Consider the following 14765-nt stretch of genomic DNA (forward strand, 5'->3'; position numbering starts at 1 on the left):
TGGCTCTGTGGTGAGAATTTGGGGTTTAAGGTTGTTCCCGGCGGGTTGCTTCGCGAACCTGCCCTACCAATGAGGAAGATACATGAATTTGCACGAGTACCAGGCCAAGGCCCTGCTGGCGAAGTACGGCCTGCCTGTGGATCAGGGTGAACTGGCGACTACGCCGGAAGAAGCTGCAACCGCATTCAACAAGCTGGGTAAACCCAGCGCTGTGCTCAAGGCGCAGGTGCATGCCGGTGGCCGGGGCAAGGCCGGGGGCGTGAAGGTGGTGAAATCGGCGCAGGAAGCCGCCGATCTGGCTCGCGCGCTGCTGGGCACGAATCTCGTGACCTACCAGACCGATGCGCAAGGCCAGCCGGTGAACAGCGTGCTGCTGGTCGGCAACATCTATCCGGTCGAGCGCGAACTGTATCTCGGCGCGGTGGTCGATCGCGCCAGCCAGCGCGTGGTGTTCATGGCCTCGACCGAGGGCGGTGTAGAGATCGAAGAGGTCGCACAGAATACCCCCGAGAAAATCATCAAGATCGAGGTCGATCCGCTGGTCGGCATGCAGCCGTTCCAGACGCGCGATGCGGCGTTTGCACTCGGCCTCAAGGGCGACCAGATCAAGCAGTTTGAAAAGCTCATGCTCGGCGCCTACAAGGCGTTCATCGAGAACGACTTTGCGCTGTTCGAAGTCAACCCGCTCGCCGTACTCAAGGACGGTCAACTGATGTGTGTCGATGCCAAGATCAACATCGACGCCAACGCGCTCTACCGCCACGCCGATCTCGTGGCGCTGCGCGACAAGAGCCAGGAAAACGAGCGCGAGGTCAAAGCCTCCGAGTTTGACCTCAACTACGTGGCGCTCGACGGCAATATCGGCTGCATGGTCAACGGCGCCGGGCTGGCGATGGCGACCATGGACATCATCAAACTCAAGGGCGGCAGCCCGGCCAACTTCCTCGACGTGGGCGGCGGTTCGAACAAGGAAAAGGTCATCGGTGCCTTCAAGCTGATCCTGGCCGATGATTCGGTCAAGGGCGTGCTGATCAACATCTTCGGCGGCATCGTGCGTTGCGACATGATCGCCGAAGCGATTGTCGCGGCGGTGCGCGAAGTGGGCGTCACCGTGCCGGTGGTCGTGCGCCTCGAAGGCAACAATGCCGACCTCGGTATACAGATTCTCTCCGAATCCGGTCTGCAACTGATCCCGGCGCAAGGGCTCAACGATGCGGCGGAAAAGATTGTCGCGGCTGTGGCAGCCTGATCGAAAGAAACTCTGAACCACAGAGACACAGAGATCGGGAGAAAACCGGAAGAAACCAACTCATGGTTTTCTCATTTTCTCTGTGGCTCTGTGGTGAAAAAGGATTTTTAGAATGAGCGTTCTCGTCAACAAGAATACCAAGGTGCTGGTGCAGGGCTTCACCGGCAAGAACGGCACTTTCCATGCCGAACAGTCGCTGAAATGCGGCACGCAGATCGTCGGCGGTGTCACGCCGGGCAAGGGCGGCAGCGAGCATCTGGGCTTGCCGGTGTTCAATACCATGAAGGAAGCCGTGCGCGAAACCGGCGCCGATGCCTCGGTCGTGTTCGTCCCCGCGCCGTTCGCCAAGGATTCGATCATCGAAGCCGTGGATGCCGGCATCAAGCTCGTGGTGTGCATCACCGAAGGCGTGCCGACGCTCGACATGTTGCAGGTCAAGCAATACGTCGATCAATCCGGCGCGCGCATGATCGGCCCGAACTGTCCCGGCATCATCACGCCGGGCGAATGCAAGATCGGCATCATGCCGTGGCATATCCACCTGCCGGGCAAGGTCGGCATCGTCAGCCGCTCCGGTACGCTGACCTACGAAGCCGTGGCGCAGACCACCGCGCTGGGCCTGGGGCAATCCACCTGCATCGGCATCGGCGGTGACCCGATTCCCGGCATGAGCCACATCGACGCGCTCAAGCTGTTCCAGGACGACCCGGACACCGAATCCATCATCATGATCGGCGAAATCGGCGGCACCGCCGAAGAAGCCGCGGCCGAGTTCGCCCAGCAATACGTGACCAAGCCCATCGTCGGCTACATCGCCGGCGTGACCGCCCCCAAGGGCAAGCGCATGGGCCATGCCGGCGCGATCATTTCCGGAGGTAAGGGCACGGCGGAAGAGAAATTTCAGGCCTTCGAGAAGGCGGGGATTGCCTACACGCGCAACCCGGCGGAGTTGGGAACAACGCTGCTGGAAGTGTTGAATCGTAGGGCGGGTTAGGCGCCGCAGCGCCGTAACCCGCCGCAGGCCTGAGAACCTGTTCACGATCTGTCGTGAGAGGCCGTCAGCGGGGTGAAGAGCAGCGCAAAAACCGGAGTGTACAAGTAGTACATGAGGATTTTGAGCAGCACATGAGCCCCGATCACGGCTTCGCAGCAAGATCGTGAGCAGGTTCTGAAATGTGGTGGCGCGTCGGGTTACGGCTGTTGGCCTAACCCGACCTACGCGAATCTGTGGGAGCGGATGCAATCCGCGAATGTTCGGTGGCAATGCCGTTGGCCAATCGCGGATTGCATCCGCTCCCACATACCCGTTACCAGGAGAATCCATGATCCCCGCCGAACTCAAACAACTCGCCCAAGAACTCGCCGCAGCCAGCGCTGAAGTGATCCGCGGCTATTACCGCAGCGGTCTGGCAATCGACGACAAATCCGATGCCAGCCCGGTGACTCAGGCTGACCGCGAGGCCGAGATCGTCATGCGCAAGCTGATCAATGAGCGTCGTCCGCAGGACGGTATCATCGGCGAGGAGTTTGGGCGGGAGAATGCAGAGGCCGAGTGGGTCTGGGTGCTCGATCCGGTCGATGGTACCAAGGCGTTCATCACCGGGCGGCCGTTGTTCGTGACCCTGATCGGTCTGTTGCATCATGGTGTGCCGGTGCTGGGCGTGATCAACCAGCCGGTGACTGGCGATTGCTGGCTCGGCGTGGTGGGCGAGGGGACAACGCTCAACGGCAAGCCGGCGCAAGTCTCGCAGATAGCCGACTTGGCACGCGCGCGCATCGGCTCGACCGGGCCGCAATATTTCCAGCCGCAGGGCTTGGCGGCCTTCAATGAGCTGGCGGCGCAATGCCGCTTTGCCGTGTGGGGCGGGGATGGCTACCAGTTTGGCCTGCTGGCTTCGGGCGGCATGGATATCGCCGTGGAATCCGGAATCAAGCTGCACGATTTCGCCGCGCTCGCCCCGGTGGTGATCGGGGCTGGCGGCCTGATGACCGACTGGCAGGGCAAGGCGCTGGATATCAACAGCGGCGGCGACGTGGTGGCTGCAGCGACACCTGCGCTGCATACGGCGGCCCTGGATTGCCTGAATCGGGGATAACAGTTTCAATTCCAAAGATTGCCGGGTTTGAACCCGGCAGTTTTTTATCGAGACATCCCAATAACCGAGCGCCATCCCATGTTCAAACTGTTCCGGGTCGTGATCCTGCTGTTCATCCTGTTTGTTGTCGGGGCGGGAACCGTGCTGACCAAATGGCGCAGCACCTCCTGGAAAAGGCCGCAGCAGGTCGCCGTATACCCGCTGAATGCCGACGGACGCCCGCAAACCCAGCAGTACATCGCCGGCTTGACGACAGAATCCTTCGCCCCGGTCACGGCCTTTTTCGAGCGCGAAGCCAAGCATTACCAGTTGCCGATCGGCGATCCGGTTTATCTTAAACTCGGTCCACAGATTCAGCAGCTTCCGCCTGAGCAACCCGCGGAAGGGCGGCTCGCGATCATGCTCTACAGCCTGCAACTGCGCTGGTGGGCTTGGAAGAACGATGCCATGCAGGGCTATCGGCCCGATATCCGCCTGTTCGTGCTGTATCACGATCCGGCCCTCAGCCCGCGATTGCCGCATTCGCTGGGGCTGGAAAAAGGCCAGATCGGGGTGGTGCATGCCTTTGCCGACCGCGAGATGACGGGCAGCAATCAGGTCGTCATGGTTCACGAGCTCTTGCATACGCTGGGCGCCACCGACAAATACGGCCCCGGCGGCCTGCCCAGCTATCCGGACGGCTATGCCGATCCGGAGCGCCAGCCGCGTTATCCGCAGATCCATGCCGAGATCATGGGCGGACGCATTCCGATGTCGCCGGATCAGGCCAGAACGCCCGAGAGCCTCAAGCTGGTGTTGGTGGGGGAGGTGACTGCGCGGGAAATCGGATGGCGACGCTGAACGTGTCGCAGCATGTCTTATAATCGTCAGGCCACTTTTCGCTAACGCTTCGTTGAAAGACCCGATCGTGCCCCGTATTCTTGCGCCGCAACTGGCTTTGCAGATCATCGATTACATTCGCTCCCGGCACTTGCCTGCGGGTTCGCATCTGGGTACCCAGTTCCTTGCCGATCAGTTCAAGGTGTCGCGCGCGCCGGTTCTGGCTGCGTTGAAACAACTGGCGCAGGAAGGCGTGGTGGTGGCAGAGCGCAACCGGGGGTTTTTCCTGGCCCGCGATGCGTCCCTGATCGTGCCTCCTGCCAAAACACTGGAAGAATCTGCCGAGGATTCACTCTATTACCAATTGGCCGAAGACCGGCTGGCGGGCAAGCTGGAAGAGCGCGTCAGCGAGAACGAGCTGATGCGCTGCTACGAGGTGCCGCGGGCCACCTTGCGCAACGTGTTGCTACGGGCTGCTGACGATCTCTGGATGGAGCGTTTGCCCGGTCACGGCTGGCGTTTTCTGCCGGTTCTGACATCGCAGCAAGCCTACGAGGAAGGCTACCGCTTCCGGGCGGCAATCGAGCCCCTGGCCCTGCTGGAACCGGGTTTCAGGGTGAACCCCGTGGCGCTGCAAGCCTTGCGCGCCCAGCAGCAGGCGTTGCTCGACGGCGAGATCGATACACTCTCGCGTACCCAACTGTTCGAACGCAACTCGGAATTCCACGAAGTCCTGACCGGGTTCTCCAACAACGCTTTCTTTCTGGATGCGGTCAAGAAGGTCAACCGCGTACGGCGCTTGCTCGATTACCGCAGCACGCTGGACCGCTCCCGCCTGCCCCAGCAATGCCGCGAGCATCTGCTGATTCTGGACATGCTGGAAAGCGGGCGCATCGTCGAAGCGTCCGAGCGCCTGCGCATTCACGTGCAGGGGGCGCTGGCAAGCAAGCGCGATCTGGTCTCCGTTTTGCGTTGAGCGCGATGGATGTAGCGGGGACGAGTGCCGCGACTGAAATCCTGTGGAGGACGGCCAGAGTGCGTTGCTGCAAATCGGAATTATTTCACCTTGGGCGGCCGGTTTTGTATTTTGCAAATGCGGGTGTGACGCTATCCTGTATATTGTAAGAAATTATGTTCAGAACAGGTTTGTAGAGGGATGTGATGGATCGGAGTGTGCTTCTCAACGCCTGCAAGGTTGATTTTTTGCGCGGTTATGCGTCCGCGCTGGAGGCGGTCCTGTCCGGTGAGCAGGTTCGCATACTGCTCCAGTCCATCCAGATGCAGTCACCCGCATGGCAAGAGGGTGTGGCGCGGGATGCAGGCAAAGTCCTGGCTCAGGAGGCGCTGGCCAGCATCGAAAAATTGCTCTCCCGTAGTCTGCAGACCGCCTACGATTCGTTTCGCCCCTCTTTTTCGATGCCTTCGACACTCGATTCCCTGTCGCTGGTCGAGCACTCATCTGTCGAAGAGAACCTGCGCATCGATGAAATCACTGCCCGCCTAACCAATGCGGCCGAGGATGAGATCCGCGATCTCAATGCCCGGATTGCCAAACTTTTCGAGCAGGAAGAAATAAGGCCGCGTGAAAACCCTTTCCGGCCCTACCTGATTTCACGCAGCCTTGTTACAGCTACAGGTGCACTGGGTGTCGAAGAGGACAGGACGCAGGTGTTGGCCGCGCGGATCGTCGATGCGTTGACGGAGGTTGTCTGGACTATCTACCGACCGGTCAATTCCCTGCTGGAATCCAGCGGTATCGATGCCAATATCGAACTGCGCATCAAGCATCTTCATTCTCCAGGGCTGGAGAGAAAGGCTGATGGTGCCGCCAGTCCGCTGACCGGCGCAGCCGCCCCGGCTGCTTCGGAGCGGCTTTTAGAGATGATGCTGCGCATGGGAGGCCGATTGCCTGTTGCCGGGCAGACGAGCTCCCTGGCTCTTGCGCCTGCGGAACCGGGCCATGCCCTGTTTGGCTGGCTGCCCAAAGGGCTGCAAGCGGAAGAAACCCTGCGCCAGTTCTTTGCTTCTCCACCCGCTTCCGGAAGGTGGGGTATTGGAATGCCCCCCGCTCAACTGGGGGCCGGTATGCAGGGAGGGGCATTGATCGATGCAGTACGGGCACAGATTCAGGGCAAGACGCAAGAATTGGCGGTTGATGCGGACGGTGTGATTCCGAACCGGATTCTGGAACAGCGCGATAGCCTGGTTGCGCAAGCCGGAAACGTGGCCGAACAGATGGTGCTGGATATCATCGGCATGCTGTTCGAATACATCCTGTGCGACAAAATGTTGCCCCTTGAAGTGCGGGTGCAACTGGGGCGCTTGCAGTTCGTTCTGCTGAAGGCCGCATTGGCAGATCCTTCCCTGTTTTCCCGTGCCGATCATGCCGCTTGCCTTCTGTTCAACCGCGTCAGTTCCCTGGGCTGTGGTCTGTCGCAGGACGATCCCTGGAGCGAAAAATTTCTCACGGAAATTCGCCGTGTCGTAGGGGAATTGTTGCGGGACGAGAGCGATGGAGAGCCGGCTTTTGCGTTCCATCTCCATGCCCTGGAAGCCTTTGTCGTCAAAGAGTTGCCCCTTGTCGACGAAAACGCTGAACGTGCGGTATCGGCCGTTGAAAGCGCTGAACGACGCAGCGCCTGTTTCTTGCGCATCACCAGAAAAATGACAAGCATCCTTTTGCATATGGAGATTGACTCCTATCTGCAAGGGTTCCTGACTGGACCCTGGACGCGGGTCATTGCGCATGCCGCCCGCGACAACCAGAAGAAGGCTGAAGGCCTCTGCAATCTGGTGCCCAAGCTCGTCTGGAGCACCTACCCGAAAATGACGCGGGAAAGCCGGCAGCAACTGCTCGGCATGATTCCCGCGCTGGTGACGGATTTGCGAGCCGGGTTGTCGGAAGCCGGTCTCGGCGAGGATGTCCAGGAAGAAGTCCTGAACTGGATGATGGGGGCACACCGGCAAGCATTGCGGCCAAATATGCAACAGCCTCAGCATGAACCGGAGTTGGCGCAGGTCAGTGGCGAGTTTTCCGTCTTGTTGCTGGCGATTGCCCCGTCACCGGACAATACCGCGCTCAAACTGGATCTTCAATACCTGAATGAGGCGTTGCAGGAATTCAAGGTCGGATTGCTCGATCTGGACCCTGTTCTGGAACCGGGTACGTTGCATTTCCCTTCGCGCCATATCGCGCAGGGGGGGCAAGCCATTTCCCTGCGCCTGCAAACAGGTGTCAATCTCGAGCTCGAGATCGAAGGGCAGCCATGGCCTGTACGGATAATGTGGCAAAGCGCCGGAGGGGAGCGGCTGATATTGAAGGTGGACGGGAAACCGTTACCGGCCCTGATTTCGAGAGGCGTTCTGTGCAACCAGTTCTCTGTCGGCCGGTGCCGGTTTGTTGAAAACCAGCCTTTGTGCGAACGTGCGATCCAGTCTTTGATGGAGACGGTTGAAAAAGTGGAGCAATCCCGCACCTGATTGCGGGTTGCTTGTACTACATCAGGTCAATTGCGCCATGCCGGTTTGAGCGGCATGGCAACAATGTCATGCCGCCAGGCACTGATTGATAAACCCGCCAATGGCCAGAATTTCCGGCATGCAGACCGAATGCGGCATCGGGTAGGTTTGCCAACTGATGTTGTAACCGTCTTCCTTGAGTTGGTCGTGCGCGGCCCGGCCCAGTAGCGGCGGAACGACCGTATCCATCGTGCCGTGCGCGGCAAAGATCGGCGTGGCCTGGTTGGCGGCGGACTTGTTCCTGACCACATACTCCGGTGCGGGCATGTAGGTGGAAAGCGCCACGATGCCGGCGAGCTTTTCCGGATGGGTCAGCCCGCAACTGTAGGCAATCGCGCCGCCTTGCGAGAAACCGGCCAGAACGATGCGCTCGCTGGGAATGCCGCGTTCGTTTTCCTGCTTGATCAGCGCACGCACCGCTTCGATCGAGCGCTCGATGCCCTTGAGATCGGCCTCGCGGTTGATCTGTTCAAAAAATACGATGTCGTACCAGCCGCGCATGCGGTAGCCGTTGTTGCAGGTGATCGGGATGACCGGCGCATGCGGGAAGATGAAACGGATCGCCGGTTCGTCTTCCAGCGGCAATTCCGGCACGACCGGCACGAAGTCGTTGCCGTCCGCACCCAGACCATGCAGCCAGATCACGCTGGCGGTCGGGTTGTCGCCCGTGGCGATTTCGATGGTTTCAAGTGCGCTCATGGGCTTACTCGCTGGTTTGTTCGTCGGTATCGGTAACTTTGGTCAGACCGGGAATCGGCGGTTCCGGGATGTATTCCTTCAATAACTGGAAGATTTCGCGGAAAGCCTTGGGCGGCTTGGTCTGCTCGCGCTCTTTCTGCGCGTTGCGTACCAGTTGGCGCATGCGCTGGATGTCCATGGTCGGGCATTCTTCCAGCAGTTTTTCGAGCGCCTTCGGGTCGGTCATCAACTGTTCGCGCAAGCGCTCCAGGCGGTGCAGCCAGGCGCTGTGGCGGTCGGAAACGCCGGCAATCTTGTCCAGCAGTTCACGGATTGGCGCCGGGTCAACATTGCGGATCAGCTTGCCGATATATTGTTTCTGGCGGCTGATGGCGCCGTGCGCGGTCAGACGCTTGGCCTCGATCAGTGCATCGTAGAGCTTTTCCGGCAAATTGAGGGTGGCGAGCAATTTCTTGTCGAGCGGAATCAGGGCCTCGCCCAACTCCTGCAGGGCAAGCATGTCGCGTTTCATCTCCGACTTGCTGACGTAGATGATGTCGTCCTGGTGTTCAAAGTCTTCTGCGGGCATGGCTGCGGCGGGTGCATGAAAAACGGTATGATACCAAATCCGTCGCATGCCCATATGGCGCATGCCTGATCAAACTTGGAAGCCAATCCGTGTCCGATTTCAGTTTCAGTGAATTGCAATTGCGCGATTTGTCCGCGCAGATCCTTGAAGAAGCCGCTAGGCAAGGCGCCACCGCCTGCGAGACCGAAATTTCCGAAAGCGTGGGCAAGAACGTTTCGGTGCGTCTGGGCGAAATCGAAACCATCGAATACAACCACGACAAGGGTATCGGCGTTACCGTTTACCTCGGCGGGCGCAAGGGTCACGCCAGCACCTCGGATTTTTCCGCTGTCGCCTTGCGCGACACCGTACAGGCTGCGCTCGCAATTGCTCGGCATACCGCCGAAGACCCATGTGCCGGTCTGCCCGAGAAAAACCTGCTGGCGACCGGTAGCGAGCGCGATCTCGATCTCTACCATCCCTGCGACTTGTCCGTCGAGGCCATGATCGACGTGGCGCGCGAATGCGAACAAGCCGGGCGGGCTGTCGATGCTCGCATCGACAATTCCGAAGGCGCATCGGTATATCTGGGCTCCAGCCGTTTTGCCTTTGCCAACTCGCTCGGGTTCGTCGGCAGTGCCACGCAAAGCCGCCACAGCCTGTCGGCCACACTGATCGCCGAAGACGAATCCGGCATGCAGCGCGATTACTGGTACGACTCGGCACGCAACTGGGGCGACATGCAATCGGCCGCCGAGGTCGGGCGCATCGCTGGCGAGCGCACCGTGCGCCGCCTGGGGGCGCGCCGCATCAAGACCGGCGAATACCCGGTTCTGTTCGAAGCCCCGATGGCCGGCAGCCTGATCGGCAACTTCATCTCTGCCGTGAGCGGCGGCAGCCTGTACCGCAAGGCAAGCTTCCTGCTCGATAGCCTCGGCCAGCCGGTACTCGCGCCGTGCGTGTCGATTCATGAAGACCCGTTCCTGCCGCGCGGGCTGGCCAGCAGCATGTTCGATGCCGAAGGAGTAACGACCCGGGCGCGTTCCGTGGTCGAAGCCGGCGTGCTGCAGGGTTATTTCCTCTCCAGTTACAGCGCGCGCAAGCTCGGCATGCAAACCACCGGCAATGCCGGCGGCGCGCACAACCTGCTGGTTCCGCCCACTGCTACCTTTGGCGATTTGTTGGCGCAACTGGGAACCGGGTTGCTGGTCACCGAACTGCTCGGCCACGGCGTGAATCAGGTCACAGGCGATTACTCGCGCGGTGCAGCCGGGTTCTGGGTGGAAAACGGCGTGATCCAGCATGCCGTGGAAGAAATCACCATTGCCGGCAATCTCAAGGACATGTTCCTCGGCATCGTCGGCGTGGGCGACGATGCGCGCAAATCGTCCAGCCGGCGCGTCGGCTCGATCCTTATCGACCGCATGAAGGTGGCGAGCGCGTGAAGCCGGCCTACTGGGAGCAAGCCTGCGCCGAACTGGCCGGAGCCGATCCGGTGATGGCTGAACTGATCGGTCGCTATCCCGGCATGAGCCTTGTCAGCAAGGGCGATGCGTTTCATACGCTGGCGCGCTCCGTGGTCGGCCAGCAAATCTCGGTCAAGGCCGCCGATTCGGTCTGGAATCGCCTGGAAGCCGCGCTCGGCGGTATCGAAAGCGGCAAGGTGCTGGCAACGGGCGTGGACGAGCTGCGCGGCTGCGGACTGTCGGCACGCAAGGTTGAATACCTGAGCGATCTGGCGGCCCATCATCAGTCCGGCCGCCTCGATCCCGCACAATGGCGCGAGTGGGACGACGAAGCCATCATCAAGGAGCTGACCTCGATTCGCGGCATCGGCCGCTGGACCGCGGAAATGTTCCTGATCTTCCACCTCATGCGCCCCGATGTGCTGCCGCTTGACGACATCGGCCTGTTGCGCGCGATTGCCGACCACTATCATGACGGAGAACGCCGCCCGCGCAAGCAGGTCCAGCAACAGGGCGAACTCTGGCGCCCGTGGCGCAGTGTGGCTACCTGGTACCTGTGGCGTAGCCTTGATCCCGTGCCTGTCGAGTACTGAAAAATCATGAGCACTGACATTCCTTCCTCCGGCGTACCCGGTCTGCACCTGATGGGCGACCTGCACGGTTGCGCCTGCCCGGTTGCAACGCTGTGTGATCGCGATGGCCTGCTGCAAGCCTGCACGAGACTGGTGGAAGAGGCCGGGCTGACCGTGGTGGGCAACTGCTTCCACCAGTTCGGCGAAGGCGGTGGCGTGACCGGCGTGGTCGTGCTCGCCGAATCTCATCTTTCAGTGCATACCTGGCCGGAAAGCGGCTTCGTAACGCTGGATGTCTACGTCTGCAACTATTCCGGCGACAACCGCGCCAAGGCGGAAAAACTTTTTGCCGGATTGGCGGCCTTGTTTGATGCGGCCACCAGCAATGTGCGCCGGGTGGAGCGCGGATAAGGAATCGCTGAACAATTGCTGCGAAGGCGCATGGTGGCGTCGCGCGGTGCTCGAAATCCTCATGTATCCCCACATACACTGCGGTTTCTGCGCTCCGGGCTCCTTGCTCTGCGCCTTCTCGCTGACTTGTTCAGCGATTCCTTGGTAAACGCGTGCTGGGGTTGGACGGGTAGGGCGAAACGCGCTATGATTCGCCCCTCTTAGCGCCTATAGCTCAGTTGGATAGAGTGTCAGTTTCCGAAGCTGAAGGTCGCAGGTTCGATTCCTGCTGGGCGCGCCAAAATTCAAGGGCCTGCAAATGCAGGCCCTTTGTTTTTGTTGCTATTTTTGCCTGTGCCGAAATCTCTGGATATGACCGCTGGTTTATCGGGGGGGGCAATGCCAGTAACAGAGCCTAGTAGTCAGTCACACAGATTCTGCTATGTTCGTCACGCCCTGCATCCCCATGCGCTTTGTCGCTCATCCTCGCCATAGCCCTGCTATGGCTGCGGTTCACTTCGTGCGCATGGGGCGCAGATGCGCGCCTCGGCATCCACGCGAACCTGAGTGACTGACTACTAGCTTGGCACGATGTCAATGTCGGCACCAAAAATGTAGCCACGGTTACGTGCCGTCAGAATGGGAAGTTCCACATTCGCTGCGTCAAATACGGATTTGCGTAGCTGATGAATCTGAGTGTCGAGGCGACGCTGGTCGTAAGTCAGGAAATCTTCCCCCAAAGCTTCCACGATCTGCCGTCGTTTGACGGGGTCGCCCCTGCCTCTGGCTATCGAATTCAGAACAATGGCGCCTTGTGCCGTCAGCCGGACGGGTGGCCTGCCTGGGGGGGTAATCAGGCACAGTCTGGCATCCAGTTGCCAGCGCAAGCTGACTCCGCCGGTTTCGATTCGGCGAGAGAGCGCGCAGACAGTGGCGGAGAGTTCCAATAGATCGAATGGCTTGCTGAGGTAATGGTCTGCGCCGAGGGTAAACCCGCGTACTTTGTCGCTAATCGAGCTTCGCGCAGAAATAACCACTATCCCCAACCGTTTTCCGCTTTGGCGTAACCAATCGATCAGTTCGATTCCGTCTCCATCAGGCAATCCGATGTCCACAAGGGCAATCAGGTGATCTGCCGGTGAAAATACATCACGAAAATCCTTGATGCTGCCAACGCTGTCCACGATGTGACCGAGCTCGGTCAGATATGACGCCAACTCTTTTTGGAGCGTGATTTCGTCTTCAAGTAAGATAATGCGAGCCATAAATGAAAGTATAGCTTTGTGGTTTGTGTTGAATCTAAAGAAATCTAAGGAGTGAGGGCGTGAGCGATCTGGGCAACGAATCACTTGAAGGTCTGGAATGGCAATTCGTTTGCTGAGTTTCTTGCTGTGTTTTCTGTGTTCGCTTCCGGCATGTTCGCAACTGCCGCTGGTGCTGGATTCCGGCATGCAGCATGTCGAACTGTCGCCCTATGCAAGTCTTTTGCGTGACGCCAGTGGAACCATGACGATCGATGATGTGGTAGCGGCACGCGCAGAGGTTCCGCTGCAAAAAACATTCAATGCCGGTTTCACAAAGGATGCGTTATGGGTACGTATCGAAATCACGGGAAATGAAGGACATCCTCATGATTGGATACTGGAAGTCAATAATGCGGTCATGGATGACGTCAGGCTTTACGGTAAAAACAAGGCTGAAGGATGGAAAGAGTGGGTTTCCGGGGAGGACATTCCCAGAAGTCGGTGGCCCGTGCAATACCGCAACCCTGCGTTTCGGATCAATTTGAAGGAGCCTGGGCCTCATACGTTCTGGCTTCGTATCGCCTCACGGAATTCAATTTCAGCCCAATTGTCACTTTGGGCGCCCGATGTATTCAGCAACAGGGCGCGTGATGAATATCTGGCGTACGGGTTATTGTTTGGCACGTATGCCATGATAATTGTTTTTTACCTGTTCTTCTGGATTAGCACTGGAGAAATAGTCAGCGGCTGGTACACGATTTACGTGGCGAACAGTCTTTTCCAAATGCTGATTTCATTTGGATTTCTTCAGGAGCATACCGGTTTGCCGGGGCGGATAACCGATCATGTATTGGCCTTCTTGATCTGTAGTTCGATCTGGATTGGCGCCCGGCTGTCTGCCGGTGTTCTGGAGCTGCCTCGGGTAATGCCACGGCTCAATCGTTATCTGGTCGGCGCGGCAACCGCGGGTTTCTTTGTGACGATATCGCTCGTTGCCGTAAAGGGGTATGCAGCTGGCGTTGGGCTCGCGCAAATAATTGCGGCCACGGAGGTTTTGTTCATAATCGGAATATCGACCTATCTGTGGTATCGAGGGCACCGCCCGGCCGGGCTCTATCTTCTGGCTTTCGGCTTGTTCTGTGCAGGTATTCTCGTACGGGTCATGCGGAACTTTACGCTCCTGCCCCCGAATTTTGCGACGGATAACGGGTTCCAGATTGGCGCCGTTTTGCACATGCTCGTCATGAGCATGGTTATCATGGATCGTTATAACGCCATGAAGGCTGCAGCCGGAAGAGCTCAAGCAGAAGCCCTGCGCGTGAAGGCTGAGCGAGAGGCGTATCTCAATGTGGAAATCAAAAAACGCACGGCGTCTCTTACTCAGGAAATTACGCGGCGCGAGTCGATGGAAATTGAGTTGCGCCAATCGCTCGACGTGGAAAAACAGGCCCGTCAGGAGCAGTTGGATTTTGTTGCGATGGTTTCGCACGAATTCAGAACGCCGCTGGCCATTATTGACACATGTGCCCAGCGCATACTTGGCACGGTTCCTTCTGCAATAACGCAAGAGCGTTGCAGTCACATCCGCGAAGCCTCCTATCGCATGACACGGCTCATGGACGAGTTTCTTTCCCTCGATCGCATCAATGGTGATTTACGAGCCTTCTCGCCCCGTGAGGAGGAAATTGAGGCGATAGTTCAAAAGGCTGTGAGTGAATGGCACCCCGGGAGTATTGAGGTGACATATGTCGAGCGGCCACAGTCCGTGCTTTGCGATACCGCACTGTTGCACGTTGCCTTGCGTAACCTGTTGGCGAACGCAATCAGGCATTCGCCGCAGGATAGCTCCGTGCATCTTCGAATTTCGGTGCATGAAGAGCGGGCGGTCAAGTTTGAAATCCTGAATTCGGGGCAGGAAATTCCGGCCGACGAAATTCCCAAGCTTTTCCAGAAATATTTCCGTGGCCGCGGCGCGCAGGGAAGTCCCGGTAGCGGGCTTGGCCTCTATTTGGTGGAGCGGGTAGCCAAACTGCACAATGGCTCCGTCAGTGTTCTTTCCAGTCAGGAAGGAAGTTGTTTCTCCCTGATAATTGGCGAAGCGTGAGGACTGCCGGGATTTTCCATCAGACATGTCAAACCGTTCATGGCGAATGGAAAACCTCGG

Annotated in this window: 13 protein-coding genes and 1 tRNA gene; 11 read left to right on the forward strand and 3 right to left on the reverse strand. The window is 58.8% G+C overall.

Translation table 11 applies throughout. The features are described from left to right. The first annotated feature begins 82 nt into the window (after window positions 1–82). From sucC to BMZ36_RS00480, 6 genes are all read left to right on the forward strand, one after another. Window positions 83–1249 (forward strand): ADP-forming succinate--CoA ligase subunit beta, encoded by a 1167-nt coding sequence (sucC, locus tag BMZ36_RS00455; protein ID WP_091189574.1) that lies wholly within the window; start codon window positions 83–85, stop codon window positions 1247–1249. A gap of 112 nt (window positions 1250–1361) precedes the next feature. Beyond that, a complete protein-coding gene (sucD, locus tag BMZ36_RS00460; RefSeq protein ID WP_091189577.1) occupies window positions 1362–2243 on the forward strand; it encodes a succinate--CoA ligase subunit alpha in 882 nt (293 codons plus the stop codon). A gap of 328 nt (window positions 2244–2571) precedes the next feature. After that, complete coding sequence (gene hisN / locus BMZ36_RS00465) at window positions 2572–3345, forward strand: histidinol-phosphatase (protein ID WP_091189581.1); 774 nt, start codon at window positions 2572–2574, stop codon at window positions 3343–3345. Between the two features lie 78 nt (window positions 3346–3423). Beyond that, window positions 3424–4185, forward strand: a complete 762-nt coding sequence (locus BMZ36_RS00470; protein WP_091189583.1) for a hypothetical protein — start codon at window positions 3424–3426, stop codon at window positions 4183–4185. Between the two features lie 67 nt (window positions 4186–4252). Beyond that, on the forward strand, window positions 4253–5140 hold the full coding sequence (locus tag BMZ36_RS00475; RefSeq protein WP_218142587.1) for a GntR family transcriptional regulator: 888 nt from the start codon (window positions 4253–4255) through the stop codon (window positions 5138–5140). A gap of 197 nt (window positions 5141–5337) precedes the next feature. Further along, window positions 5338–7644 (forward strand): DUF1631 family protein, encoded by a 2307-nt coding sequence (locus tag BMZ36_RS00480; RefSeq protein WP_177187710.1) that lies wholly within the window; start codon window positions 5338–5340, stop codon window positions 7642–7644. A 66-nt stretch (window positions 7645–7710) separates the two neighbouring features. Here BMZ36_RS00480 and BMZ36_RS00485 read toward each other — a convergent pair whose 3' ends face one another. Beyond that, window positions 7711–8382: an alpha/beta hydrolase gene (locus BMZ36_RS00485; protein ID WP_091189589.1), complete on the reverse strand. Its 672-nt coding sequence runs from the start codon at window positions 8380–8382 to the stop codon at window positions 7711–7713. A gap of 4 nt (window positions 8383–8386) precedes the next feature. After that, complete coding sequence (yjgA, locus tag BMZ36_RS00490) at window positions 8387–8950, reverse strand: ribosome biogenesis factor YjgA (protein WP_091189592.1); 564 nt, start codon at window positions 8948–8950, stop codon at window positions 8387–8389. 89 nt (window positions 8951–9039) lie between these two features. On the opposite strand from yjgA, the gene pmbA reads away from it, so the two are divergent. The 4 genes from pmbA to BMZ36_RS00510 all read left to right on the forward strand — a co-directional run bounded on the left by pmbA (window position 9040) and on the right by BMZ36_RS00510 (window position 11658). Then, window positions 9040–10374, forward strand: a complete 1335-nt coding sequence (gene pmbA / locus BMZ36_RS00495; RefSeq protein ID WP_091189972.1) for a metalloprotease PmbA — start codon at window positions 9040–9042, stop codon at window positions 10372–10374. After that, window positions 10371–10988: a DNA-3-methyladenine glycosylase family protein gene (locus tag BMZ36_RS00500; RefSeq protein WP_245747734.1), complete on the forward strand. Its 618-nt coding sequence runs from the start codon at window positions 10371–10373 to the stop codon at window positions 10986–10988. Before pmbA ends, BMZ36_RS00500 begins: the two co-directional genes overlap by 4 nt. Before the next feature lie 6 nt (window positions 10989–10994). Beyond that, window positions 10995–11378: an adenosylmethionine decarboxylase gene (gene speD / locus BMZ36_RS00505; RefSeq protein WP_091189594.1), complete on the forward strand. Its 384-nt coding sequence runs from the start codon at window positions 10995–10997 to the stop codon at window positions 11376–11378. 203 nt (window positions 11379–11581) lie between these two features. Further along, a tRNA-Arg gene (locus BMZ36_RS00510) sits at window positions 11582–11658 on the forward strand. Between the two features lie 277 nt (window positions 11659–11935). Here BMZ36_RS00510 and BMZ36_RS14235 read toward each other — a convergent pair. Beyond that, on the reverse strand, window positions 11936–12622 hold the full coding sequence (locus BMZ36_RS14235; RefSeq protein ID WP_177187711.1) for a response regulator transcription factor: 687 nt from the start codon (window positions 12620–12622) through the stop codon (window positions 11936–11938). 97 nt (window positions 12623–12719) lie between these two features. Between BMZ36_RS14235 and BMZ36_RS00525 the strand changes: the two genes are divergently transcribed. Next, window positions 12720–14705, forward strand: coding sequence for a sensor histidine kinase (locus tag BMZ36_RS00525; protein ID WP_091189601.1), 1986 nt, complete (start codon window positions 12720–12722; stop codon window positions 14703–14705). Window positions 14706–14765: the final 60 nt, after the last annotated feature.

This window comes from Formivibrio citricus, from assembly GCF_900115065.1.
In the GTDB taxonomy this organism is placed as follows: Bacteria; Pseudomonadota; Gammaproteobacteria; order Burkholderiales; family Chitinibacteraceae; genus Formivibrio; species Formivibrio citricus.

Excerpts from the sequence above, each read along its gene's own strand:
- sucD (WP_091189577.1), top strand. The coding sequence starts at position 1,362 with ATGAGCGTTCTCGTCAACAAGAATACCAAGGTGCTGGTGCAGGGCTTC.
- sucC (WP_091189574.1), top strand. The coding sequence starts at position 83 with ATGAATTTGCACGAGTACCAGGCCAAGGCCCTGCTGGCGAAGTACGGC.
- BMZ36_RS00470 (WP_091189583.1), top strand. The coding sequence starts at position 3,424 with ATGTTCAAACTGTTCCGGGTCGTGATCCTGCTGTTCATCCTGTTTGTT.
- yjgA (WP_091189592.1), bottom strand. The coding sequence starts at position 8,950 with ATGCCCGCAGAAGACTTTGAACACCAGGACGACATCATCTACGTCAGC.
- speD (WP_091189594.1), top strand. The coding sequence starts at position 10,995 with ATGAGCACTGACATTCCTTCCTCCGGCGTACCCGGTCTGCACCTGATG.
- BMZ36_RS14235 (WP_177187711.1), bottom strand. The coding sequence starts at position 12,622 with ATGGCTCGCATTATCTTACTTGAAGACGAAATCACGCTCCAAAAAGAG.
- hisN (WP_091189581.1), top strand. The coding sequence starts at position 2,572 with ATGATCCCCGCCGAACTCAAACAACTCGCCCAAGAACTCGCCGCAGCC.
- BMZ36_RS00485 (WP_091189589.1), bottom strand. The coding sequence starts at position 8,382 with ATGAGCGCACTTGAAACCATCGAAATCGCCACGGGCGACAACCCGACC.
- BMZ36_RS00525 (WP_091189601.1), top strand. The coding sequence starts at position 12,720 with ATGGCAATTCGTTTGCTGAGTTTCTTGCTGTGTTTTCTGTGTTCGCTT.